Annotated in this window: 11 protein-coding genes; 3 read left to right on the forward strand and 8 right to left on the reverse strand. The window is 60.1% G+C overall.

Features of this window, described 5'->3' with window-relative positions; translation table 11 throughout:
* Positions 1–28: 28 nt before the first annotated feature.
* The 5 genes from ACOQFT_RS15940 to ACOQFT_RS15960 are packed head-to-tail and all read right to left on the reverse strand — an operon-like array spanning position 29 to position 9,584.
* Positions 29–1,339 (reverse strand): HlyD family type I secretion periplasmic adaptor subunit, encoded by a 1,311-nt coding sequence (locus ACOQFT_RS15940; RefSeq protein ID WP_421598875.1) that lies wholly within the window; start codon positions 1,337–1,339, stop codon positions 29–31.
* Positions 1,323–3,470: a type I secretion system permease/ATPase gene (locus tag ACOQFT_RS15945; RefSeq protein ID WP_421598876.1), complete on the reverse strand. Its 2,148-nt coding sequence runs from the start codon at positions 3,468–3,470 to the stop codon at positions 1,323–1,325. Before ACOQFT_RS15945 ends, ACOQFT_RS15940 begins: the two co-directional genes overlap by 17 nt.
* Entirely contained in the window at positions 3,467–4,810 is a 1,344-nt protein-coding gene (locus ACOQFT_RS15950) for a TolC family protein (RefSeq protein ID WP_421598878.1), read from the reverse strand. Before ACOQFT_RS15950 ends, ACOQFT_RS15945 begins: the two co-directional genes overlap by 4 nt.
* A 7-nt stretch (positions 4,811–4,817) precedes the next feature.
* Positions 4,818–5,636: a SapC family protein gene (locus ACOQFT_RS15955; protein WP_421598879.1), complete on the reverse strand. Its 819-nt coding sequence runs from the start codon at positions 5,634–5,636 to the stop codon at positions 4,818–4,820.
* A gap of 60 nt (positions 5,637–5,696) precedes the next feature.
* Positions 5,697–9,584 (reverse strand): Ig-like domain-containing protein, encoded by a 3,888-nt coding sequence (locus ACOQFT_RS15960; RefSeq protein WP_421598880.1) that lies wholly within the window; start codon positions 9,582–9,584, stop codon positions 5,697–5,699.
* A gap of 156 nt (positions 9,585–9,740) precedes the next feature.
* Between ACOQFT_RS15960 and ACOQFT_RS15965 the strand changes: the two genes are divergently transcribed.
* A complete protein-coding gene (locus tag ACOQFT_RS15965; protein ID WP_421598881.1) occupies positions 9,741–11,780 on the forward strand; it encodes a dockerin type I domain-containing protein in 2,040 nt (679 codons plus the stop codon).
* 15 nt (positions 11,781–11,795) lie between these two features.
* Here ACOQFT_RS15965 and ACOQFT_RS15970 read toward each other — a convergent pair whose 3' ends face one another.
* Together ACOQFT_RS15970 and ACOQFT_RS15975 are read right to left on the reverse strand one after the other, a co-directional pair.
* On the reverse strand, positions 11,796–13,112 hold the full coding sequence (locus ACOQFT_RS15970; RefSeq protein WP_421598882.1) for an HlyD family type I secretion periplasmic adaptor subunit: 1,317 nt from the start codon (positions 13,110–13,112) through the stop codon (positions 11,796–11,798).
* Positions 13,102–14,832 carry a type I secretion system permease/ATPase gene (locus ACOQFT_RS15975; RefSeq protein ID WP_421599049.1) on the reverse strand — a complete coding sequence of 577 codons (1,731 nt, stop codon included), beginning with the start codon at positions 14,830–14,832 and terminating at the stop codon, positions 13,102–13,104. Before ACOQFT_RS15975 ends, ACOQFT_RS15970 begins: the two co-directional genes overlap by 11 nt.
* A 322-nt stretch (positions 14,833–15,154) precedes the next feature.
* Here ACOQFT_RS15975 and ACOQFT_RS15980 point away from each other — a divergent pair, with 322 nt between their 5' ends.
* Positions 15,155–16,489, forward strand: coding sequence for an SWIM zinc finger family protein (locus ACOQFT_RS15980; RefSeq protein WP_421598883.1), 1,335 nt, complete (start codon positions 15,155–15,157; stop codon positions 16,487–16,489).
* Positions 16,486–19,191 carry a DUF6493 family protein gene (locus ACOQFT_RS15985; RefSeq protein ID WP_421598884.1) on the forward strand — a complete coding sequence of 902 codons (2,706 nt, stop codon included), beginning with the start codon at positions 16,486–16,488 and terminating at the stop codon, positions 19,189–19,191. Before ACOQFT_RS15980 ends, ACOQFT_RS15985 begins: the two co-directional genes overlap by 4 nt.
* Before the next feature lie 47 nt (positions 19,192–19,238).
* Here the strand turns inward: ACOQFT_RS15985 and ACOQFT_RS15990 are convergent, their stop codons facing one another.
* The gene (locus ACOQFT_RS15990; RefSeq protein WP_421598885.1) at positions 19,239–20,552 is read right to left on the reverse strand and encodes a hypothetical protein; all 1,314 of its coding nucleotides are present in this window, start codon (positions 20,550–20,552) and stop codon (positions 19,239–19,241) included.
* Between the last annotated feature and the right edge of the window lie 209 nt (positions 20,553–20,761).

Raw genomic sequence — 20,761 nt, forward strand, 5'->3', positions numbered from 1 at the left:
AGCAGGCCTGTGGCGCCCATAAATATCCTTATTCGCGCAAAGCCCTGTTTTTGATTTTGACCACGGGCTGCAGCAGATAATCCAGAACCGTCTTGCGGCCTGACAGTATATCAACCTCGGCGACCATGCCGGGAATGATTTCGACGGCGACACCATCGGCATCCAGCATCGCGTTACTGGTCTCGATTTCCACGACGAAAACCTCTTCGTCATTGCGCTCGGATCGCGTGATTGTGTCGGCGCCGATCCGCATGATCTGGCCGTCCAGCGCCCCGTACCGGGCAAAATCATAGGCCGTAATCTTGACCTTGACCGATTGCCCCGCGTGCAGGAATGCGATGTCCTCCGGACGAACGTAGGCTTCGACAAGCAGCGTGTCATTCAGGGGTACGATCTCAATCAATTCCTCCCCGCTGCGCGCCATTCCTCCGATTGTGCTGCGATGCACCCGGTTGACGATGCCACGCACCGGAGACCGCACCTGCGCCCTGTCGGCCCGATCCCGAAGCGCAGGCAAGACGGGTCGCAACGCGGCAAGCTCGGTGGTCGCCACCGCCAGATCGGTCAGCGCGGCACTGCGAAACCGGCTTCGGGTCGCGCGGATGCGGTCGTCTATCTCGTCCAGCCCGGTCTTCAGCCTGTTGGTCGCGGCCACAGCTCTGGTCTTCCGACCTTCCCACTCGGCCTCTCCCCGGCGCAGCGTCAAAAGTGTTGTTGCGGGTTCCATCCGTTTTTCCACCAAGGGCTCCATCATCGCGCGCTCTTCCGCCAAAAGCCTGAGCGTTTCGTCTGCGGTGATCCGGTCCACAAGGCCTTCTTCATATTCCTGCTGCCTTTGTTGGCGCTGGCGTTCAAGGATGGCGATTTCGGCGTGCAACTCAGATTGCCGTCCCTGGTACAGAGCGGCTTCTGATCGTACGACCTCGGGGGCGCCTTTGATCAACTCCGACGAAAAACTCAGGTCAGTACCGTCGATTTCGGCCTGTAGGCGTTGCGTTCGCGCCATCAGGCCGAAGGCGCGTTGCTGCTCCTGACTGAACTGGCTGTCGATCTGGGTTGTTTCGAATTCCATCAGCAACATGCCCTTGTCGACCACCTGTCCTTCGCGAATTTCCAGCGATTGCAGAACACCGGGTTCCGTGGCTTCGATTACCTGAACGTCGGCCGAAGGCACGATCCGCCCATCCACCCGGGTCACGTCGTCCAACTCGGTCAGATGCGCCCAAAGGCCCAGTGCGATCAGGCATGAGGCGATCACCAGCAAAAGCAGGGAGCCGCGTATCGGTGAGCGTCCGCGCATCTCGCGCGCGAGGGTGGCGAGGTCAGGATGCCGCGACATTCAGATGCCTCCCTGCATTGCGGGCGTGTTGAGCGAGCATACTCTTGGGACCATCGGCAGCCACGCGCCCGCTTTCGATGACAATGACTCGGTCGACCAACTCCAACAGGCTGGTGCGATGGGTGACGATGACCATCGTGGTGTCCTGAGTTGCTTGTTTGAGGCGCCGGATCACCTCGGCTTCGGTTTTCACGTCCATCGCACTGGTGGGTTCATCCAATAGCAGAACCGGCGGGTGTCCGATTAGGGCTCTGGCCAGCGCGATGGCCTGTCTTTGCCCCCCGGACAGGCCCTCGCCGCGTTCGGCAAGTTTCAGGTCGTAGCCGTTGGGGTGGCGGGCGACGAAGTCTTCCACTCCGGCCACTTTTCCTGCGCGGATGAGATCCTGATCACGTGGCCGAACGGTGCCGCTGCTGATGTTTTCGCGCACGGTCCCGGAAAACAGCCAGATGTCCTGCAACACGGACCCGACATTGCGGCGCAGATCGCCCGGATCAATCTGGCGAATATCGACGCCATCCAGCAGGGCAGAACCGGTTCGCGGCTCGTAAAGCCCAAGCAACAGACGAGTGATAGTACTTTTTCCGGACCCGATCGGCCCCAAAATCGCAACTTTTTCACCGGGTTCGATCGAGAATGACACACCCGCCAATGTGTCCTCGGCCTGATCCGGGTAGGCGAAATGGACATTCTTGAAACTGATGCGCCCGTCGAAGCTGTTTCGGCTAATCCAGCTGCGCCCAGGCGGCCGTTCACTCTCGGCCTGCATCAATGCGTTCAGGTTGCGATACGCGCTGCGGGCCTGATTGACGCGGGTCAGGGTCTGGGCAAGCTGTCCCAATGGAGCCAGCGCGCGCCCGGTCAGCATCACCGAGGCAACCAACGCCCCCATGCTCGCTTGCCCATCGGTGATCAGAAACACGCCGTAAAAAACGATCAGAACCTGCGCGGCCTGCTGGGTGAAACCAGTCAGGTTGAGGGCGAACTGGGTCACCATACGGCTGCGTGCACCGTGCGCGGATTGACGCTCGATCGCGTTTTCCCAACGGGTTCGCATGGGTCTGGCCGCCGCTGTGGTCTTGATCGTCTCAAGCCCCGAAACGGTTTCCACCAGAACAGATTGCTTGGACTGGCCGTCCGAAAAGCTCTTCTCGGCCAAGCGCGACAACACCGGCTGCACAGCCACGCCGGCCAGTAACACAACCGGAACCGCAAGAGCAGGGATCAGAGCCAGCGGGCCGCCGACCAGATGGATGACAATAACGAACAGGGCAATGAACGGCAGATCAACCAACGCGACCAGCGTTGCCGAGGTAAAGAACTCTCGCAGGGTTTCGAATTCGCGCACTGTGCTCGCCATAGCGCCGGTTGATCCGGTGCGAGACTTCATGCGGATGTTCAGCACCTGATCGAACACGCGCCGTCCCATCTGCATATCGGCCTTTTGTCCGGCGCGGTCGATGAACCCAGCGCGCAACAATTTCAGAAGGAAGTCAAAGCCCAGGGCGAGGCCGACGCCCGCAGTCAGGGCAATCAGGGATTCTGTAGCCTCATTTGGCAAAACGCGATCATAGACGACCATGATGAAGATCGAGGTGGATAGGCCCAGCAAATTCGCCAGCGCCGCCGCCAGGATCACTTGCGTATAGGACCACCGGTTCGCCGCCATAGCAGACCAGAACCAATGACCGGACGTAGGGTTCTCGTTACCCGAGACCTCGGCCCGATGGTTGCGGCGAAACAGGATCGCGTATCCGGTGTAAGTGCGGCACAGTTTGCTCTCGGACACTTCGCCGATCCCGTCTCCGAGGTCCGGGTCGAAAATCAGAAGGCTGCCATCTCGCGCGCGGCCGTGGAAGACAACAGCTTTGTCATCCTCCAAAATCAACAGCGCTGGTGACAGGTCTGTGTCGAAATCCTGCAACCTGCGCTTGCCGTAACCGGCCTGTAATCCAGAACTTTGAGCCACCTCAATGGCATCGCGAAGAGTAAGCTCATCTGATGCGCCGGTTTGGGCGGCATGCAAGGCGGCCACCGTCAAGGGGCGGTCCAATTGGGCCGCGACATGCAACAGACAAGCCTCGAGAGCAGAGAGCGACGGCGCGCGCGAAATTGGCAAAAGCTGTGTCATAGACCGTCATCCCATTTCACCGTTGAGACGCCCAGCAGATCCAAGATGTCGCCGGTCAGGCTCAGCGCGGCATAGTTGGTCAGAAAGAAACTCTGTTCGGCCAGGATCAGTCTTTCCTGAGCGTTCACATAATCCCGCTGCGCATCCAGTATCTCGATCAGGCTGCGCCTGCCGATGGTAAACTGTTCGCGTGCGGCGGTAACACTGGCGGCGTTGGCCTGCACGGCAACCCGGGCCGCCTGAAGGCGAACTGCGCCGGCTTGCTGGTCAGAGCGGACGAACTCCAGCTCGCGACGAATGTCCCGGATGACCGAGTCACGCGCGAATTCCGCCTCCTTGACCTGTGCTTCTGCGGCCGCAATGGCGGCCCGACGTTGCCCCGTACTGTCGATTTCGTAGTTGAATGACAGATCGACCCCGAAATTTGCGTCGTTGCTGTCATCCCGGTCGGCAAAAGCTGCAATTTCAACACCGGGCTGGCGCCGTGCATGCGCGGCCGCCTGTTCCGCTTTTGCAGACAGCAAGGCTGCGTCGGCTCGTCTGACTTGCGGGCTATCCAGCACGATCTGAGCATCTGTCCGTGACAGTTTCGGAGCCGGGACAGCCGGTGGAAGAGCCCCGGGGGCCGCGCCAAAGAATTCATGGTATTGGGCATCTGCACGGTCCAAACGCGCCCTGGCATCTGCCAGCCGCGTCTGCGCATCCGCCATACGAGAGCGCGCCGTCAGAACGTCAGCATTCGACCCCACACCCTGAACCGAGCGTTCCGTGATCTGCCGCACCAGTTCTTCATGAACCGCAACATTTCTGGTCGCTATTTCCAGAACTTTCCGCCGGTCCAGAACCACGACGTAGGCTTCGATTGCCGATAGCGCGACAGCTGATGCGGTTTGTACCTGATCTCCGCGGCTTTGCAGCACGCGCGCCTTTGCCGCCGCCAAATCATTCGATGCAGCCCCACCATCATACACCAATTGTGAAATGCGCAGATACGGCGTGACATCGGCAATGTCGGAGTCTATTCGTTCGGATCGCGCGTTTACGCCAACGGAGAGCCGGGGCAGAAAGGCCCCCTTGGCGGCATCCTCGTTGGCTGCAGCAATCTCCAACCGCGTTGCGCTTTGCGCGAGGTCTGGGTTTGAGTCCACAGCCGCCCTGATCCGCTGACCAAACGCGCTCTGCGCCAGCCGAGGCGCAGGTTCGCTTGCGCCGGCCCCGACGGACCCGCTGGACAGGGACATCGCAACGCCCGTCAGATCGGGCGTGGGCGTACAGGCCGACAACACGGCGGCAAAGAAGAGTAATGGTGCAAATCCGAGTCTGCGGTTGAGTATTGGCATAGGTGTTTCACACCCCACTGGTTCCAAGGAAATCGTCATTCTGCGCGTTGGCCATTGCACTCAGAAAACCGGAAATGTCTGAATTTTCGGTGTATTTCCGTTGCGAGATTTGCTCTGCCTGCTGGTTTTGCGCACGCGACAGCCAGGCGACATGGCATAGCGAGATCTGGTGGGCGTGGATCAGCAGAAACGCGCCCGAATCCACCAGATCGAGTTTTTCCGCCTTGGACAGTTTCTTTAGCCGCAGGGCTGAAATGCCCAATGTCCCGGAGGGCAAAGCGATTCCATCATGGGAGTCAGCGGGTTCAAATAGCCCCATGGTCTTGATCTTCTGGCATAGCTCCAGAGTCGTCTCGCGGGCAGCAACGCGGGTTTGAAGAAAGCGTTGAACGTCGCGCAATGCTGGTGACAGGTTTCCAGCCCCGTCAAAGAAGGACTCATCTCTGGGGTTTGTGCTGAGAAGACCGGAAGTTTCATCCACGTTCAAATGAAACAGCGCAGATTTGTCGGGCGTGTTTTGTCCGATGGGCTGTGCTTGAAAGGGGTGGCAGCGTAGGTCGGATGGAACATAGGCTGCCAACCACTGCCCCTTCGGGGAAACAAAAGGTGTGGGCATATCCGCAGCCAGGGACAAGATGGCCGTGGGTTCGACGCCTTCGCCGGTTTCCCGGAAAACGATCGGAAAGGCACCGGCAGTTTGCGGTACTTCCTGCAACACAATCGCGCAGTCAGTGCGATTGATTGCAAATCTGTAAGTGGTGAAACGTTTCCAGTACTGATGCCCATGCCGTGCGGCGGTGACTGGAACCAGGCCGTTCTGCGCCATTGTTGCCCCATGCTTTTCAGGATGGCTGCCGCTCAGTTCAAGCGGCAGCCCTTTCATTGTTTAGGCGGTTGCCCCGGTGGGATCGGTGTGCAGGATGTTGTCTGCGTTCAGACCGGTCAGATCGTCCAGACCGGTGAATTGCGCGACGGTTTCAACCGACGCGGCATTGGGAGCGCTGTAATCGACCTTGACCAGCACACTGTCAGTCCCGTCCGTTGCCATGACGTAGATTTCGTCACCCGTCTGGAGTCCGGTAAAGCTCTCAACCGCGGTTTCGATCGTGTTTTGGGACAAATCACCCAAAACTGTTGTCAGACCGACGAAACCGGTATCGGCACCAATCGCATCTCCAGCAGCCAGAGTTTCGACATCCGTTCCGTCCCCGCGCAGGGTTCCGACACTCAGACCGCTGAACATAATGGCGTCGGTCACCTCGGCTGCGGGGCCGATTGTGAAGCCCGTCACCGTGTCGATGCCATTGGCTGCCGGGTCCGCCTCGAACAGGACAACGTCGCGTCCTGCGGCCGAAACATCAATCGCATCGTTGCCATCCTGCCCACGGATAATGTTGTCCACGTTGGTTGCAACCAGCGTGTCATCACCATTGGTGCCAAGCTGAAAGACGGAATGCCCGCCAACAGAGGTCGCGATTGTCAGTTCAATGGGTTTGCTTGCATCGACAATAGTCATGTCGAAGGTCATCAGGGGTTGGCTCAGGTCTGTGATGGTGTTCGAGATACCGGAGAAACGGATCAACGAGGCCCCGTCCGGATTGGCGAAGAAACCGAAGATACCACTGTTCGGGATCTCGGAACCGAGGTCATAGGTCGTGACCGAAGGATCGAAACCCAGCTTCACGTCCAGTGCGAGCCCGCCCGAAATATCCATGTCCGAGTCGGCGTAGACCTCGAAGGTCACTGTGCTCCCGGAAATCCCAGCCTGTGTGATGACATAGCCTGCGGGTTCGTGCGCCGTGTTTTCGTCGGTTGCGGTCAGCGGGTCCGGTCCGCCAGAAACCGTTGCGTCCGCCGAAAAATCAAGGGCATCACCCGAGTCGATGCCCGAGAAGTCCGAGGCCGGGACCGCCAGAGACCAGCTGCCGTCGGCTGCCACGGTCGTGCTTCCAATCGGGCTTCCGTTGAGGGAAATATCAACCGCCTGGCCGGCACTCAGACCGGTTGATGTTCCCGAAACGGTAACGCCGGATGCCTGAGCGTCAGCCAGCGAAACAGCGTTGTTCGTGCCGACAGGGTTCAGCGTCAAAACCGGCCGGAAATCCGTAGTCAGAGTGGTCATGGCCGGTGTTGCCGGGTTGCCGGCCTGATCGGCGACGCTGGCCGAGATCGGATAGCCGGTGCTGTCAGACAAAGCGGCAAGATCGACTGCTGGAACAGTGGCCGACCACGCACCGCCCGAGGCGACACCGGAATAGGTCTGGCCGTTCAGGATGACAGATACAGTTTGCCCGTCTTCGGCGCTGGTTGTGCCCGTGATCGTCAGGTCGCTGCCTTGCTCGGTCACGTCCAGTTCGGAACCTACGGACAAGGGGTCGAGTGTTACGGTCGGCGCAGTGAAATCGGTGTCAAAGCTCGCGCTGTTTTGGGCGGAGTTGCCAGCCGCATCCGACACCGACGCGTCCACTTCGTAAGCGACCCCATCCTGCAGTGCGCCCAAGTCCGCAGCCGGGGCCGTGTAGCTCCAGGTGCCGCTGCTGACCGTGGCGGTGCCGGTGACGTCAACAGTCCCGTCGGGGCGGGCGATTTGGACCGTGACCACCGTGCCATCGTCAGCGTCAGAGGTACCGGTCACCGTCAGGTCAGTGCCCTGTTCCGCGGCGTTCATGATGGCGCCATCCGACAGGTTTGTGATGCTCACCGATGGTGCGGTGAAGTCGGTATCAAAGCTGTTGCTGGCCTGGATCGCCGGGTTCCCTGCCTGGTCGGTCACATCTGCAGTGACCGCAATGGTGGCCCCGTCCGACAAGGCTGCCAAATCTGCAGCAGGAATGGTGACGGACCACGCACCACCGGATGCTGCACCGGTGTAGGTTTGACCATTCATCGAAACGGTCACGGTCTGGCCGTCTTCGGCCGTGGTCGAACCCGTGATGGTCAGGTCCGTGCCTTGCTCAGCCGCGTTCAGCACGGCTCCGCCCGAGAAACTGTCAACCGACAGCGCCGGGGCGGTCGCGTCCTTAGCCAAAGGTACATTGGCTTGAGGCGCCGGCAGACCATCGGCATCCGAAACGTCCGCAGAGACTGAGAAATTCCCTCCGTCAGGCAGGGCGGCCAGATCGACGGCCGGGACTGTCACGGTCCAAATACCGCCCGAGACGGTATCGGTATAGGTCTGGCCGTTCAGGCTGACCGTGACCTGCTGACCGTCCTGTACATTGCCGGTCGTGCCCGAGATCGTCAGGTCGGACCCCACTTCGGCCGCGTTCAGAACTGCGCCGACGGACAGCGGAGAGATGGCGACGGATGGGCCGGTCAAATCAACCGGGACGGACGCTGAGGCCGGAACAGAGATGTTACCAGCCGCGTCGGAAACAGTGACGTTGAATGCGGCGGGAACGCCGGTAGACAGGCCCGCGAGATCGGCGCTGGGGATCGTCACACTCCAACCGCCGCCCGAGGCCGTGGTCGAATAGGTTTGGCCGTCGAACGTCACAGTAACAGGCTGACCGTCAATCGCTGTGGTCGATCCTGTCAGCGTCAGGTCTGCGCTGACATCGATCAATTCAATCGACCCGCCGGCCACCGGGTCCAGCGAAATTGTCGGAGCGGTAAAATCCGTGTCGAAACTGGCACCGGCTTGGGTGGCCGGGTTGCCCGCCTGATCGGTGACATCAGCGGTGACGGCAATCGTCGCGCCATCCGGCATGACGGCGAGCCCTGCGGCAGGGACTGTTACACTCCACTGTCCGCCGGAAACCGTGCCTTCGTAGATCTGCCCGTAGATGGAGACGGTAACCGTCTGGCCATCTTCGGCCGTGGTCGAACCCGTGATGGTCAGGTCCGTGCCTTGCTCAGCCGCATTCATCACCGCGCCGTCGGAGAACCCCGAAATTGTCAGAGTCGGGGGGGTGGTATCCACATCGAATGCAACTGTCTCAGACGACAGTTCCGCACCGTCGGCATCGAGATTGCGGATCGTCACGGTTTGCACGCCTTGCGGCAGGGAAGCGGCTTCAGCCGGGGTCAGTGAAAGGCTCCAGGATCCGTCAGCTTCGGGCGTCACGGTCTTGGTGAACGAGCCGATGGTCACTTTTACCGTGTCCGTACCTTCCGGAGCGGTCAGGTTCATACTGGCACTGCTCAAAGTGTTGGCTTGCGATCCGGCCAGATTGAGAACCGGATGGTTGGGCGCGGGCGTCGGCGCGGGGGCGGCATCGTCGTCCCCTCCACCACCACCGCCGCCGCCACCGCCAGCGGCTGCGGCACCCGCCAGACCCAGACCACCCAAAGCGGCCCCGGTTCCACTAATTCCCCCGATTGCAGCGGCACCGCCAGCTTCGGCCAGGCTAAACTGAGCGATCTCGGATACGACGCCCTCGGCAATCATGACCGCACCGCTGTCCAGCACCTGTACGTTTTCGGCGGCCACAACCAGTTTCCGACCATCGGCCAGTTTCAGAAGAACGTCGCCATTGTCCAACACCTTGACCGAGCGTACCCCGGGAATCGTTTCCGCGAACTGGAAGGCATAAAGCTCTTCGACAGTGGCTTGCGCCAGTGCAGGCAGAGCCAGGATTGTCGACCCGAGTCCACCAGCAATGCCACGACCGGCCCAACGGCGCATTTTGCCGTCGATCCACCGGCGGATGTTCTGCTTACGCTCGAAATCAGGCTGATCCTCAGCCGGATTGATCTTGGATTCGGGTTCTTTGGTCATCTTGCCCTCACATGTGGTTGCCGCGTCGGCCCGAGGGGTCCAGGTTTTGTTCATCTGTCTGTCCCTTCGGTGACTCATGCGGTCGGACCAGAAAAAATTGAGTTAAACTGAAGCCGAACTCCTCGTTTTCTCCACATTCCCGCTTTGGTTTCGAACTGGGCATCGGATCATCCTGTAGTCGGTGCCAGATTTGGCGTGGGGTGATTTGATATGGTGCTTCAGTTCGAAGGTGTGGTTGCAACAGGGAGCGCAGCGCTCGATTCAGGTATCGGCGATACGGCTTTAAAAACGCTTAATGGCGAAACGTATCTGTACAGCGTGACCGGCCCGGGCGGCGGAATTGCGGTGTGGAAGCTGGTCGAGGGCGCTCTGCCGCAGTTGCAGGACACCGAGTATTTCAGCGGCTCGATCACCTATCAGGTCGGCGACAGCGCCATGCCCGTGGCGCTGGCCGGGGACGACCAGCTTGTTCTGGATGTGGGCACGGCGACCGGGCTGGTCGGGTATGAGCTGAACCCGAACGGGACCGTAGGCGCGCTGCAGGAAACTGATTCGCTTGTTGGTGGCGGGGATATCTCGGCCCTTGTTCAGTTTGGGGATGTTCTGACCATCGCACATGAGGCGACAGGGCAGATCGCAACCTATACCGTGAATGGCGATGGCTCACTGAGTCTTGCAGCTTCGATCGCCGGGCAGGCGGATTCGATGCAGGTGCTGCAAGTTGGGGCGGGTCATTTCGTGATTGCGGCCGATGCCGTCAGCGGTACAGTCAGCACCTATAATGTCGATCAGAATACCGGCGCCCTGACCGCGGTCGATAACAGCGACGCGTTGGCTACGCTGGGGATTGCGACGCCGACAGCGGTCGAGGTGGTGCAGGCTTATGGTCAGTCGTGGGTCGTTGTGGCAGGGGCGGACAGCAACTCGCTCAGCGTGATGAGACTGACGGTTGATGGGCGCCTGATTGCAACAGACCACGTTCTGGATTCTCTGCATACGCGATTTGAAACAGTGCAGGATCTGGCTGTGATCGAAGCCGACGGGCATGTGTTTGTCGTGGCGGGCGGCGGTGATGACGGTGTAACCTTGTTTACCCTGACGCCGGGTGGTCAGCTGGTGCATCTGGACAGTTTCGCCGACACCGTGCACAGCGGCCTGCAAAATGTCGAAACGCTGAGCGTCGCCTATGTCGGGGACGAGTTGCAGATCCTCGTTGGTTCGCAACAGGATGCGGGACTGACGCAACTTAGCGTGTCGATCGACGATCTGGGGATTGTGCGGGACGGGTACGGCACGGTCACCGGATCGGCGCAGAATGATATGCTCAGCGGCAGTATCCTTGATACCACTTTGTTGGGCGGGGCAGGGGATGACATTCTGGTCGCAGGGATCGGCGCCACCACGATGGATGGCGGAGCCGGTGCGGACATCTTTGTCATGCAATATGGCAGTGACCCGACGACGATCAACGGCTTTCAGGCCGGTATCGACCGGTTGGACCTGTTCGACTATCCGTTGCTGCGCACGCCCGGGCAATTGACATTTACGGCCACGGCGCAAGGGGCGCAGATCGAATTCATCGACGAGGTGATCGTCATCAACTCTTCTACCGGAGGTCCATTGACCAGCGCCGAAATATTCGGCGCGGGGTTTGGCGGCCCGGATCACATTCCTGTGGATTTCGGAGATTTGGGTGGTTTGAAACCCGGCAGTTCGGACGGGGTTCTGGGTGATGTCTCGATCAACTCGGGAACCGCGAACCCGGCCTTGTCCGATGCCGAGATTCACTTCACCCCGGATGGGGGCGGGACCATCAGCGTTCGTGCGGATGATGAGGGGCGCTTTGATTTGGGCTTGCCGTCGGGCACGTTCGAGGGCGAGTTGGATATCGTCAAAACCTATTCTCTGGCCAGTGACAAAATCTCGGCGATGGACGCTTTGCAAGTCTTGCGCCTCTCGGTCGGGCTCGATCCGACTTGGGGTCCGGCGACGCCGGAAAACCTGATCGCGGCAGATATCAATCAGGATGGAACGGTCAATGCGTTGGACGCTTTGGTTATCCTTCAGCTTTCTGTCGGCCTTCCTACCGAGCATGACGCGGATTGGGTTTTCCTGGACAAGAATGCAGACCTGTCCGGCATCACCGAGTCGAATGTGAGTTACGAAACCGGAGTAAACGTGACGGCGGTGGACAATGTGATTGCCACCGATATGACCGCGATCCTGCTGGGGAATGTCGAGCAGGTCTGAAATTCGCCGTCACTGTTACTCGCGGAAGGCCCGGTTGAAATAGTCGGCCAATGGCTTGATCAAAAAGGACAAGGGACTTCTTTCGTCGGTTTTGATCATGGTTTCCACCGGCATACCCGGCAGCAGGGCCTGTCCGTTCAGCCGCTCGATTTGATCGTCTTCGGGGGCAACTTCGGCGCGGTAATAGGTCTGGCCGGTGTTGTCATCGGTGAAGGTATCCGCGGATACGGTGACGACGCGGCCGTCAATCTCGGGGGTTTCCCGTTGGTTGAAGGCGGGAAAACGCAATGAGACCGGCTGACCGATATGCAATTGATCCACATGGATCGCATCCACGCGCGCCGCCACCAGCAGCGGAGTGTCCTGCGGCACCACATACATCATCGGCTCTGCCGGTTGAATCACCGACTGCAGCGCAAAGACCTGGCTGCCATAGACCGTTCCGGCGACCGGCGCGCGAATATCCAGCCGCGACAGCCGCACATCCAAAGACAGGCGGCGCTCGGCCAGTTCTGATATCTGTGTCTGTACATCCCGCAATGCGGTGATCGCCTCTTCGCGCCGGGTCGAGGTCAGTTCGACAATTTCGATCTCGGTCGCCGCGATCTGGCCCGTAAGACGCGCGACCGCGGCTTCCAGGCGCCCGATCTCACCGGTCAGGCTGGCCTCTTCCCGTTGCAGGGCAGAAACCCGGCTGGCCGGGGTCAGGCCACGGTCAAACAGGCTCTGCTGGTCTTTCAGCTCATCCTGAATCAGTTCAACCTGACGCCGCAGGGAAACAAGCTGTGCCTCGGTGCCTTCAATCTCGCTTTCGATCTGAATCCGCTGCTTGCGCAGTTGTTCGATCTGTTGGCTCATGGTTTCGAAACGGGCCTCGAACAGGCGCTGCTGGCCCGCGATCAGGTCGGGGTCGATGCCGTCCTGCTTTTGCACATAGGCCAGTTGCACCGCCAGGGCTTCGGCATTCCCTCCGTCGCGTTCAGCCTCAAGGCGGACCCGGCGGGCCAGCAATTCAAACAGCTGAGATTCGACGATGGTCTTTTCCGAGGACAAGAACGTATCGTCCAGACGCACCAGCAAGTCGCCGTCGGTCACCGCGTCACCATCGCGGACGTAAATCTCGCCCACGACGCCACCATCGGGATGTTCGACCACTTGACGATTGCTTTGAACCTCGATGATCCCCTGCGAGACAATAGCCCCGGCCAGACGGGTCTGAACCGCCCAGACGCCCAGTCCGCCAACCAGAATGATCAGCGCCGCAAAGCCGACAAAGGCCGGTATCGTGATCCGCCACACCGGGCGCGTATCCTGAGCCGCCTTATCCAGCATCTTTTTTCACCTGACTGAGGCCCCGTTTGATCGCACCGGCATTCTGTACCATGGCGGCCAGCACCTCGTCCCGGCTGCCGGTTTTCACCACCTGCCCGTTTTCAACGACCGCTAGATCGTCACATTCCGAGATCGCCTGCGGACGGTGTGTCATGATGATGGCCGATTTGCCAGCTTCTTTCAGGCCCCGGACAGCGGCATTCAACGCCTCTGTTCCTTCGGCATCCAGGGCCGAGTTCGGTTCGTCCAGGATCAGCATGACCGGGTCCCCGTACAGCGCGCGCGCCAGGGCGATCCGTTGTTTCTGACCACCGGATAACTGGCTGTCATTGCCTTCCAGAAACGTGTCGTACCCTTTGCTGAGGGTCAGGATCAGCTCATGCGCCTTGGCTTTTTTCGCGGCTGCCACAACGGCTTCGGGATCCGGGTTTTCCGACATGCGGGCGATGTTCTCGGCCACTGTTCCGTTGAACAGCGTCACTTCCTGAGGCAGGTAACCGATATGCTGGCCCAGATCGGTGGGGTCGTATTGATCGAGCGTCGCACCGCCCAGCCGGATTTCCCCGGCGGCCGGCTGCCACAGACCCAACAGTGCTTTGGCCAGCGTCGATTTCCCCGACCCGCTTTTCCCGATGACACCAAGCGCGCGGCCCGGTTCAAGCTGCAGCGACACATTCCGCAATGTCGGTTTCTCTGCGCCCGGTGGGATGACCGTCAGGCCTTTGGCGGTCAAACGGGCCTCGGGAACCGGCAGTTTGGTGCGCGGTGTTTCGGGCGGGGTCGCATCCAGAAACCGGTTCAGTGAGGCCCAGGCCGTTCGCGCCCGTTCGACCATGCCCCATTGTCCCACCGCCTGTTCTACTGGCGCCAGCGCGCGTCCCAACAGGATTGATCCGGCGATCATTGCGCCGGGCGTCAGCTCGTTGCGCAGCACCAGCCAGGCGCCAAGGGCCAGCATTGCCGATTGCAGGAACAGTCGCAGAGACTTGGTCACCGAGGTAAAGCTGCCGGTCCAGTCGCTGGCGGCAATGGTCTGGCGCAGGGCGTTGGTGCGCTGGCGTTGCCAACGCTGGGTAATGTCGTCCTGCATGCCCTGTGATCGCACCACCTCGGCGGCCTGTCTGGCATGTTCCGAAAAGGCGTTGGCCTGCGCCGAAGCCCGTTGTGCCGAGGCCACCTTGCGATGCGTCAGGCCCTGGTTCAGCAGCGCAATCACGATCAGCAGCGATCCGCCTGCCACGGCCAGCCAGCCCAGCAGCGGATGGAACAGAAAGATCGCTGCCAGAAAGACCGGAGTCCACGGGATGTCCATCACAGCCAGCAAAACGGGCGAGGAACACAGGTTCTGAATCGATTCCAGATCGCGCAGTGCCGTTGCCGGAGCTGACCGCGCCTGAGGGTACAGTGACCGGCGCAGAGTCGCATCGAACACACGCTCGTCCAGTTGCGACTGAAAGCGCGCCCCGAACCGCGCGACGATTCGGCCGCGGGCATAGTCCAGCATCGCCATGAGCGCGTATAGCAGCGTCACCAGCAGGAACAGCGCTGTCAGGGTTTCCACCGCCCTCGACCCCAGCACCCGGTCATAGACCTGCAACATGAACAAGGGTCCGGTCAGCATCAGGATGTTGACGAATATGCTGAACAGAAACGCCAGAGCCAGAAAGGTCATGCCCTGATTGCGCACTTTCCGCAGCTCGTGGCGCGGCGGCATCATCATGCGGTTTTCGATATTCACGTATGGGGCCTTTGGTAACGGTTTGTCGTCTGGGTTCGGGCGATTGCGATGGGCCGCATCCTAAAACTATGGCGGTGTGCTGAAAATACGAGAGTTGATGGATCGGCGAAAAGCGACTTGCCGTCAAGCCAACGATCGCCGGTTGGATGTCTGGGCGCTCGAGTGTTTCCCGAAATGAGACCTAATGCGGCGCCCAAAAAGGGTCGCGGCGGGGGCCTCATTGGTGACACTTTCACCATGTCAGTTTGGCGCCGGGATCATTGAATATTCATGCTGCATTGGGGTAGATTTCAGGAAGACCGAATTGAACGCAATTGACCACGTTTTCCACTATGCGGGCTGCTCCTCTCTGGTCGGGCAGGATCAAGACCGCTCATTGTTTCTTGTTGGGGATCGAACCGGCAATAATGAGCCGCAAGCTTTTCTGACGGCTTTTGCGAATGAGCCTGACGTGACGGCCAAAGCTCTGCGGGCGGTATCCGAAATTGTGGGGTCACGGTTTTATGTGCCGCCATCCCAGTTGGCGCGGATATTGCGCGAAGCCGATCCGGTTGCGACCGTTGGTCCGGCAACAGTCCGGTTCGAAGGCTTCTCGGCCTGTTGCAGTGCTTATATCCGTCTGGATGTCGACGAAGACGCTCTTGAGGTCGCACATCGCAGCAAAGGGACCACAAACGTGGATTTCGGGGCCGAATTGCGGGCGTTGTTGGCACAGACCAAGCCGGACAGTCGTCTGGAAGTCACAATCGGCCCGCGTGCGGTCGGACTGGCGCATGAGCGTGCCAGCGTTACCGAGCGCAAGGTGCCATTGCCCGTGCGTTGGATCAAAGGCTTTGGCGAAGTGCAGGGACATCTGTCGGGAATGGAGAAAGCGTTCTCGCTGCCGCCAGTGTCGGCGCAGCGGTTTCTCCGCAGTCTGCCACGCTCGAAATCAGATCATCGGATCTGGGTGGCGGCCGCAGGCCCGAGGGTCAGGACCACGACCCGTCCGGCACCCGGCAGTGTGCCGTTGCGCGGCGGGCATCGCCTGCGCGTGTTCGAAACACTGATTGGCAGGGCTAGGGCTCTTCATGTCTATGGCAATCCCGCGTTGGAAAGCTCGGCCTGGGTGCTGGACTTTGGATCACAGCGTTTGACCTTGGTGCTGAATGCCGAACCCTGGCGCGGATTTTCCGGTGATGGCCGGCTGCTGTCCGATCTGGCGCGGAATGAAGCAGATATTGCCGCCTTGCGGGCCCAGTTGAACTGGCAGGACAGGTTGGACCTGTCTTCTTTGGCCCAAAGCAGCGACCTGTCGCAGGATCAGGTCAATACGGCCATGGCACATCTGGCAGCCTTGGGTCTAGTGGGGTTCGACCTTGCCGATTCCACTTGGTTTCACAGGGTCCTGCCGTTTGACATGGACCGGGTCGAGGCTATGAACCCCCGGCTGAAAGCGGCCCGGAACCTGGTGGATGCCCGGGCGGTGACACTTGAAAAAGGCGTGGCCGAGGTGATCAGCGACGCAGCGGTTCATCGAGTGCGTTTTGGCGATGGAGCGCCAAGTTGTACCTGCCCTTGGTATGCCAAAAACAAAAACGCGCGCGGCCCCTGCAAGCACATTCTGGCCGTGGAAATGGAAACGGAGCGTTTGCAGTGACCGAAGCGGAATTCCTCAAGCTGATTACGAAAAAGCGGGCGCGTCACGTGCTAAAGGCGCTTGCCGCCATTCCCGAAGCCAACCGTCGCGCTTTTGCTCCGATCGCTGTGAAAACGCAGAAAGCGTATGACAAAGCGTATTGGGAAGCCCAATTCAGCGGCGGAAAACAGGCCTCGGATTTGGCCGAGGACGGTGACGCGCTTGGTGTTGCGGTTCTGGCAACGGCGCGCCCATCCGAATACAGCTGCGGAGACTGGCGCATCCTGCCACAATCGATCCCTCTGGCGGATGTGTTCAGTGCGCTGAACCTCAGTTGGATGAACGATTGGGCCGTGGCTGCGGTCGAAGACAACCCGCGCCTGATCGAAGTTGTCCATGCGTTGTATGCGCAAGGGCAGTGCAGCATCCCGCAAACGGACGCCTACATACTGGGCTACTATGCCCATCAGGCAGCTGTTCCCGAGCGCGCGCGCGACCAGTTTCTGACGCATGATGTCTGGCGGTTCTTCGAGGTTGAAGGCGGCGGTGACCTGAGCCTTGCTGCACATGACAAATACTGCGGGCCGGGGGTGTCTTGGGCAGATTGCCTGAGCGGCCTGTGCGACGACGGCACGTTGGACCGAGACCGGCTGCTGGACGCTTCACTGGACGCGCTTGAGCGGGATTTCGGACAGTTTCGGGCCGGGTGGTACTCGCGGTTTCACGCCAGGCTTTGCCCTACGGATGCCGAGATTCTGCACCGGACCGGGCGGTATCTGGATTTGCTCGGCAGTTCTGTACCTCCCACCGTGGCTTTTGCGTTGAAAGTGCTGAAACGGATCGACAAACTGCAAGGGATTGATCCTGCTGCGCTGCTGGTTTCGATCGATCCCGCGTTGCAAGCCCGTCAGAAGTCCAGCGCCGTCATGGCCTTGCAATTGCTGAAAAGCTGCGCCAAGCGCCATCCTGGCAGGGCATCTGACGTGGCTCTGATAGCCGCATCAGCCCTGATTTCCGAGGCCGGAGATGTGCAGGCAAGGGCGCTGGATTTGATCGAAGCCGTTGATCAGCTCTCTGTGCCAGAGGTTCAGAACAAGCTGCGCGACTATGCGGATTTGGTGGCTCCGACCGTTCAAGGACGGCTTTCAGGGATTGTCGGAGGCGGTAATCCGGCCCCGCCGCCTGATGTGCATGACCCGGTGGCCCGGATTGAGGCACTTCATCCTGTGGCTTCGGTCGAAGAAGCCGTGGCGGTGTTTCTGGAGCTTTTGGAAGACGGCAACGATCCTTTTTTGACGGAACGCGCATATGACGGTCTGACCCGGTACGGGGCGGCGGCTGGTCCGTTGTTGTCACCACTGGCGAAACGGGCAACCCAGTTGAGGAACCGAGTGGTACAAGACGCGTTCAGCGGAGTAGGGAACTTCGAGAAACCAATTCTGGCGACCGCGCTGGCATGGGCCAATGAGACGGATTTTGACACTGAACTGCAGCCGTTTCTCACGCCACGGTATTCCGGGAACACACCGCTTGAGATTGATCGCAACAGTTTCGAAGGGATGTTTGTAGCCCGGGCGCAAGAGTTGCTGGCTTTTGTGCGGGAAGGGCAGGCCGTACCCATGCTGTCGACCCCCTCTGACAATCGCGGATATCTGGCAGCCGAGCAGTTGAGTGATCGGTTGGCGGAATACCGAAAGATAGGCGTCCAACCGGGGGACACGGATTTCAAACTGGCGCTCATGCGGTTGGCACCCGAAGGGCGCAAGGCTGCGTTGAACGACCTGCAGCCGCGATCTGAACCGGAAAGGGCGCTGGCCTATGCGCTGGGGGCTGACCTGCCGCCAGAGACGGACAAACAGCTATGGGCAATTGCGTGGTCTTCGACCCTGCCGCTGCGCGCAGACCCACGCATTGAAAACCTGGTTGGCGGACCGGTGCCGGGCGTCGGATACCCGGCACATTTCGAATTCCACGCGGATATCCGGCGGGTAGATCAATATGCCTGGCCGAGGCCAAAAATCCGCATCTCTCCGCCAATTCCCGACGACGTTGACGCCGCTCTGGGCTTTGCCCTGCCAGCCAAGTCCGAACACAGTTACATGAGCGATCCAGGCAGCAGTTGGATGATGCACGCGAACCCGTGGGTGGGGCTGATCCGTCCAGTGCATTCCGAACTGTTCTTTGCCACCGGGATTTTCGAACTGGAACTGGATCAAAAGCTGACCAATCATCATTGTCTGATGTTCCTGGACCCGCTTTTCCGCCCTGACCCCAGGCCCGGCCCGATGGCACACGCCATGCTCGCCTGGTTTCTGGCCAGCGCCGATGAGGGCGTCGGAACGACCACAATCGATGCCATGGACGCGTTGATGGCACAGCAGGTTTTCGATCCAGGCGCGTTTGCATCCGCCGCGCATTCGCTTGTGTTTCACGCGGGCTTGCCGTTGCGCCGGTGGACCAAGCGATTGACCGAGGTGGCCGGGCTCTCTAACACCCATGCGCGGGCAATAAAAACTGCGCTAGCGGGCATGATGATCGATCTGCCGTACGATCTTCCGCGTGATCTGGGCGGCATTCTGGAACTGCTCTACGAGCTGTGCGTGACTTCTGATGAGGCAGTGGGGCCCTCGGACGTTCAGGCAGCTTTTCAGGCAATCAAGGCCGGCGGCAAAACCGGGAGGTTCGCGCGCAAGCTTGCTGTCTATGGCCAAACCGTGAATTGAATTCATCTCTGAATGCGCCGAAAGGCCAGGGCGTGACTTTGGAGAGCTTAGTGGTATTCCGGGCTTTCCAGATCGTGACTAACGCGGGCATAAGCCTGCGCCATTGCTGTCAGAGTGTGCGGCGGGCAGCCGATCTTATTCAGACAAGAGGCGTCAATCACCCGCAATTGCCCGTCAAAGACGGATTTAACCACGTCATCGACGGCGCGTCGGTCGGGCCCGAGGGTTAGTCTGTGATAGTGAAACCCTTGTCCCGGTGCGGTCTGGCCAAGCTTGTTGCGAACGCCATGGGCGACCAGCCAATCCAGAAAACACCGCAGGCTCGGGTCGGGCTCTTGATCCAGGGTGGGGGTGGCCTCGGTTTGGCTGCCCGTGGGGTTATGTCGAAACTGAACCTGGGTATTCGGCGTCCAAAGACGGATCGGTTGCACGAAATCAAATATCCGACCGACCCGGCGGCCGCGCAACCGCGGGCCCAGTCCGAAATTGGTCGTCAACAGGCTGATGGGGGCCTGTGACACCGCATAGACCGAGGCGAACAAATCACAGCGCCCCCCGTTTTTCATCGTCACGGTGAGGGCGTTGAAATTGCCACTGTTGGCATAGGTGTGCGTTGGTCCAAGGATGCGGTCCAGCCGGAAACAGTTGATGGTATAAGGGGCGTGATCGCGAAATCCGATTTCCGAGATATTGGGGATGCTGCGCGCCAAGGTGGTCGCTGTCCCCAGCACGCCGGCCGCCAGAAAAACACGGCGAGCGCGCACCTGCGTGCCTCCGCCCAAGTCAAGACGCAAATTGCCCTGTTCCTGTTCGATCCGTTGCACGCGCCCGGACAGAACTTCAAGATTCGGGATCTGTTGCAGCCGTTTTTCGACCGCAAGTGCCATCGCATTCAACTGGCTGCCCGGCGCGTCCTTGGTGCCGACCAAAAGGCGTGGGGCGCAGGCCTCGAAATCGCTGTCCAGGCTTTTCAGCTGGGTGCCGCCGATCACCTCAAGGTCAGCCTGCACCGCGTCGCAGGCGGCTTTATACGCGTTCCAGGTTTTTAGAAACGGGCCGTGCCCCCACGGGTCATCGCTGCCGTAAACCTGAAGCTGCTTGCCCCAGTAATTGGCAAGGCCGCCCACTTCGGCGGCTGCATACATGGGTGGCGCGTCACCGGACACGGGCATACGGTCCGCTAAACAGGCAGGCTTTTGCCGTTCAAAAGCGACCGAAACCACTTTGGCAGGCCCACCCTGCCACGGGTCCGGTGTTGCACCGGTGATCACGGCCAACGACCCCGAAAACCCCCTTAAAGCGGTCAGTGCGGCGTAACCGGCAGGCCCTGCGCCAATCAATGCAATATCGAAAACACGCATCACTCGACCCTATTGCCCTGCAGAAACAGTCGTGTGGCGCAGCCCGCGATCACAAATGTGGCCGGGGTCGTGTACTGTGTGGCGAAAGGATGGGTGCTTTGATTTCTGAGCCAGGCCGGTTGGGGCAGAGCTGGAAGGACCGCGTATTTTATGTTTTGCATTGCAGGAAGAATCCTCCGCCAATACTGCCTCAAACAACGAGGCCCTCA

Source organism: Ruegeria sp. MALMAid1280 (assembly GCF_049195285.1).
Classification (GTDB): domain Bacteria; phylum Pseudomonadota; class Alphaproteobacteria; order Rhodobacterales; family Rhodobacteraceae; genus Ruegeria.